A 3695-nucleotide genomic window follows, 5' to 3' on the forward strand; every position below is an offset into this window, starting at 1 on the left:
CCTTGTTACCGGCGATGACCACCTGGCCTGGCGAGTTGAAGTTGACAGCGCTGACCACCTGGTCTTCGGCCGCTTCGGCGCAAATTTCCACGACTACAGCGTCATCCAGGCCGAGAATGGCGGCCATGGCGCCGTGCCCGGCAGGCACGGCTTCCTGCATCAGCTGACCGCGACGCTCGACCAGGCGAACGGCGTCCTTCAGGCTGATGCTGCCAGCAGCGACCAAGGCGCTGTACTCACCCAGGCTGTGACCGGAAACGAAGGCCGGCTGCGCGCCGCCCTCCTCCAGCCACAGGCGCCACAGCGCGATGGACGCGGTGAGGATGGCCGGCTGGGTCTTGTCGGTCTGGTTGAGTTGTTCTTCCGGGCCTTCCTGGACCAGCTGCCACAGGTCGTAACCCAGTGCCGCGGAAGCCTCCTTGAAGGTTTCGATGATCACTGGCTTCTCGGCGCCGAGCTCGGCGAGCATGCCCAGCGACTGGGAACCTTGACCGGGAAAGACGAATGCGAGAGATGCAGACATTGAACAAGCCCTTATGATCTTGTCGTCGGATAGGGTGCGCCGGGCGCTCGGCCAGGCGCGGAATCTGAAAGCTTGGATGAAGACACGGACCAAGCGGTCACATTTAAGCACTTCATCGGGATTCTGCCTAAGGTCTTTGTTCCTTCAGCCACGGCCCTCTCGCGGGTAAACCCGCTCCCACAGCGGCCGTACAGATCACAACAACAGGTCTTCCAGCCGCCCATGCAGGCGCTGCGGCAAGTTTTCCTGAATTTCGATCAGCGCCCGCTGGATGGCACTCTGAAAGCCCTGCACGCCAGCCGAGCCATGACTCTTTATAACGATACCCTGCAAGCCAAGGAAGCTCGCGCCATTGTGTCGCGCCGGTGCCAGGTCGGCCTGCAGGCGCTTGAGCAACGGCATGGCCACCGCCCCCGCCGCCCGCGACAAAAGGCCACCCTTGAACAACCGCTCGATACGCGCACCGATCATCGTCGCCAACCCCTCGCTGGATTTGAGCAGGATATTGCCGACGAACCCGTCGCAGACCACCACGTCAGCCTCACCGCGATACAACCCGTCACCTTCCACGAAGCCTACATAATTAAGGCCCCGCGCATGCTGCAACAGGCTGGCCGCCAGCTTGACCTGCTGATTGCCCTTGATGTCTTCGGTACCGATATTGAGCAGCGCCACACGCGGACGGTGCACCCCCAGGGCCTGGGCGGCCACCGAGCCCATCACGGCGAACTGGTAGAGGTTCTCGGCGCTGCAGTCGACATTGGCGCCCAGATCAAGCAGCTGGCAGTAGCCCGCCTGGGTCGGGATCGCCGCCACCATGGCTGGCCGATCAATACCCGGCAACGTCTTGAGCACGAAACGCGAGAGCGCCATCAGCGCACCGGTATTGCCGGCACTGACGCAGGCGTGGGCCTTGCCGTCACGCACCAGTTCGAGGGCAATGCGCATCGACGAATCCGGCTTGCCCCGCAATGCCTGGGATGGCCGCTCGTCCATGCCGATCACCTCGCTGGCCGCCACAATTTGCAGGCGCGCGCGATCTGCAGCCGCAAGGCCGCTGACAAGATCTTCAAGGAGGGAGGGTTGACCGACGAGGGTCAGGTGCAGCGAGGGAGTAGCCGAAAGGCAGGCAATGCTAGCCTGGACAATGCTGCGGGGACCGAAGTCCCCGCCCATTGCGTCGATCGCGATGATCTGAGCGGACAAGGATTACTCGTCAGCGCCCTTGTCGACCACTTTGCGACCACGGTATACGCCTTCTGGCGAAACGTGGTGACGCAGGTGAACTTCACCAGTGGTTTTCTCTACCGACAGCGCGTTTTCCGACAGAGCGTCGTGCGAACGGCGCATGTCACGGGCAGAGCGGGATTTTTTGTTCTGCTGAACAGCCATAATTGATTAACTCCTAAACGTTTGGGTCACGCTTTAACTGCGCCAAAACACTGAACGGGTTGGACCGCGATACCTCGTCCTTGCTCGAATCGGGCTCGTCTGCGCCCGCCGGCTGCTGGCATTCTTCCGGATGATGAGCAGGCACGATGGGCAAGGCGAGCAGAAGCTCCTCCTCGACCAGTGACTGCAGATCCAAAGGATCTTCGCCCAGTTCCAGCACGTCATAGCCTTTCGGCAACGACTGGGTATTCGCACCCTCCTTCACCACGGCGTAAGTACATTCGCTGTGGATTGGCAGGGTGACCAGCTCAAGACAACGCTGGCAAACCATTTTGACTTCGATGTCCAGCTCGGTGTGGATAACCACCACGTGCTGTTCATCTCGTTCAAAATCGAACTTCGCCTGCACCGTACCGACATTGTCGGAAAGCGGGTCGCAGAGTCTTTCCAAATCAGCGAGTTGCAGCGAACCGTTAAGGGTTACGCCACGATCGGCTAATTTGCGCGGGTCAACGTGAGGTGGAATCGGGTCATTCAACATAGGCGCAGCATTCTAGGGATGCCCCCCGCCCCTGTCAAAGGAAATTAGGCGGCATCGTGCGTGATAGAATTAGTTCAACTGATTCAGGAGTCTACCATGCTTCCTCTGTTACTGGCTTCCAGCTCTGCCTATCGCCGTGAACTGCTCGCACGCCTGCGCCTGCCCTTCACCTGGGCAAGCCCCGATATAGACGAGCAGCGCCTCGCTGACGAGCCGGCAGTGGACCTGGTGCGCCGGCTGGCCAGGCAGAAAGCCGAGGCATTGGCAGGCAGCCATCCCGGGCACCTGATCATCGGCTCGGACCAGGTGGCGGTACTGGGCGAACAGGTGCTCGGCAAGCCCCAGACGTTCGACCGGGCGTGCGAGCAGTTGCTGGAGTGCAGCGGGCAGCAGGTGAGCTTTCTGACCGGACTGGCATTGCTGAACAGCGCCACCGGGCAGTGCCAGGTGGACTGCGTACCGTTTACCGTGACCCTGCGCGAGCTGGACCGGGAGCGGATCGAGCGGTATGTGACGGCGGAACAGCCACTGGATTGCGCCGGGAGCTTCAAGGCCGAGGGGTTGGGGGTGAGTTTGTTCAAGAGCACCCATGGGTGCGATGCGACCAGCCTGATCGGCCTGCCATTGATTCGGCTGGTGGATATGTTGACCAAGGAAGGGGTGGTGGTTCCTTGAGCCTGGCTTGAGGGTTGTGGCGCCTGGGAAATCGAGCGCCGCGCGGGCGGCGCTCGATCTCAGAAACACCACAAAATGCGTGACGAACTTCAGCGCAACTGCGGCCCCTGGAACCCCATCCACATCGCCAGGTGCTCAGCCACGCTGGCCCCCACGCGCTTGGAAAACCGATCAAACGGCGATTCCTGCACAGTGAAGTCCACCAACTCCTTCTCGCCAACGATCTCACGCGCCACATAGCTGGCACTGCCCAACCCATCCACCAGCCCCAGCGCCTTGGCCTGCTCACCCGACCAGACCAGGCCACTGAACAGCTCCGGATGCTCCTTGTCCTTCAGCCGGTCACCGCGCCCCTGCTTGACCATGGCAATGAACTGGTTGTGCGTGGTATCGAGCACGCCCTGCCAGAACCGGGTTTCCTCGGGCTTTTGCGGCGAGAAAGGATCAAGGAAGGCCTTGTGCTCGCCCGACGTGTACAAGCGCCGCTCGACACCCAGCTTCTCCATTGCGCCGACAAAGCCATAACCGGCCGCCGTGACGCCAATGGAGCCCACCAGGCTGGCC

At 61.5% G+C, this 3695-nt stretch carries 6 protein-coding genes; 1 reads left to right on the forward strand and 5 read right to left on the reverse strand.

Annotated features, from left to right (window positions below; translation table 11 throughout):
* The 4 genes from HP546_RS27585 to HP546_RS27600 all read right to left on the reverse strand — a co-directional run.
* Positions 1 to 523, reverse strand: a 523-nt coding sequence (locus HP546_RS27585) for an ACP S-malonyltransferase (protein WP_172232194.1), incomplete at its 3' end; no start/stop codon positions are given.
* A gap of 195 nt (positions 524 to 718) precedes the next feature.
* Positions 719 to 1729: a phosphate acyltransferase PlsX gene (gene plsX, locus HP546_RS27590; RefSeq protein WP_172232197.1), complete on the reverse strand. Its 1011-nt coding sequence runs from the start codon at positions 1727 to 1729 to the stop codon at positions 719 to 721.
* A 3-nt stretch (positions 1730 to 1732) separates the two neighbouring features.
* Positions 1733 to 1915, reverse strand: a complete 183-nt coding sequence (gene rpmF, locus HP546_RS27595; protein ID WP_003247154.1) for a 50S ribosomal protein L32 — start codon at positions 1913 to 1915, stop codon at positions 1733 to 1735.
* A 13-nt stretch (positions 1916 to 1928) separates the two neighbouring features.
* Positions 1929 to 2456 (reverse strand): YceD family protein, encoded by a 528-nt coding sequence (locus tag HP546_RS27600; protein WP_172232200.1) that lies wholly within the window; start codon positions 2454 to 2456, stop codon positions 1929 to 1931.
* A 96-nt stretch (positions 2457 to 2552) separates the two neighbouring features.
* Here HP546_RS27600 and HP546_RS27605 point away from each other — a divergent pair, with 96 nt between their 5' ends.
* Positions 2553 to 3131 (forward strand): nucleoside triphosphate pyrophosphatase, encoded by a 579-nt coding sequence (locus tag HP546_RS27605; RefSeq protein WP_172232202.1) that lies wholly within the window; start codon positions 2553 to 2555, stop codon positions 3129 to 3131.
* An 89-nt stretch (positions 3132 to 3220) separates the two neighbouring features.
* Here HP546_RS27605 and HP546_RS27610 read toward each other — a convergent pair.
* The coding region (locus tag HP546_RS27610; protein ID WP_172232205.1) for a S49 family peptidase at positions 3221 to 3695 on the reverse strand (475 nt) is incomplete at its 5' end.

This window comes from Pseudomonas sp. CM25, assembly GCF_013179705.1.
In the GTDB taxonomy this organism is placed as follows: Bacteria; Pseudomonadota; Gammaproteobacteria; order Pseudomonadales; family Pseudomonadaceae; genus Aquipseudomonas.

Excerpts from the sequence above, each read along its gene's own strand:
- rpmF (WP_003247154.1), bottom strand. The coding sequence starts at position 1,915 with ATGGCTGTTCAGCAGAACAAAAAATCCCGCTCTGCCCGTGACATGCGC.
- HP546_RS27600 (WP_172232200.1), bottom strand. The coding sequence starts at position 2,456 with ATGTTGAATGACCCGATTCCACCTCACGTTGACCCGCGCAAATTAGCC.
- HP546_RS27605 (WP_172232202.1), top strand. The coding sequence starts at position 2,553 with ATGCTTCCTCTGTTACTGGCTTCCAGCTCTGCCTATCGCCGTGAACTG.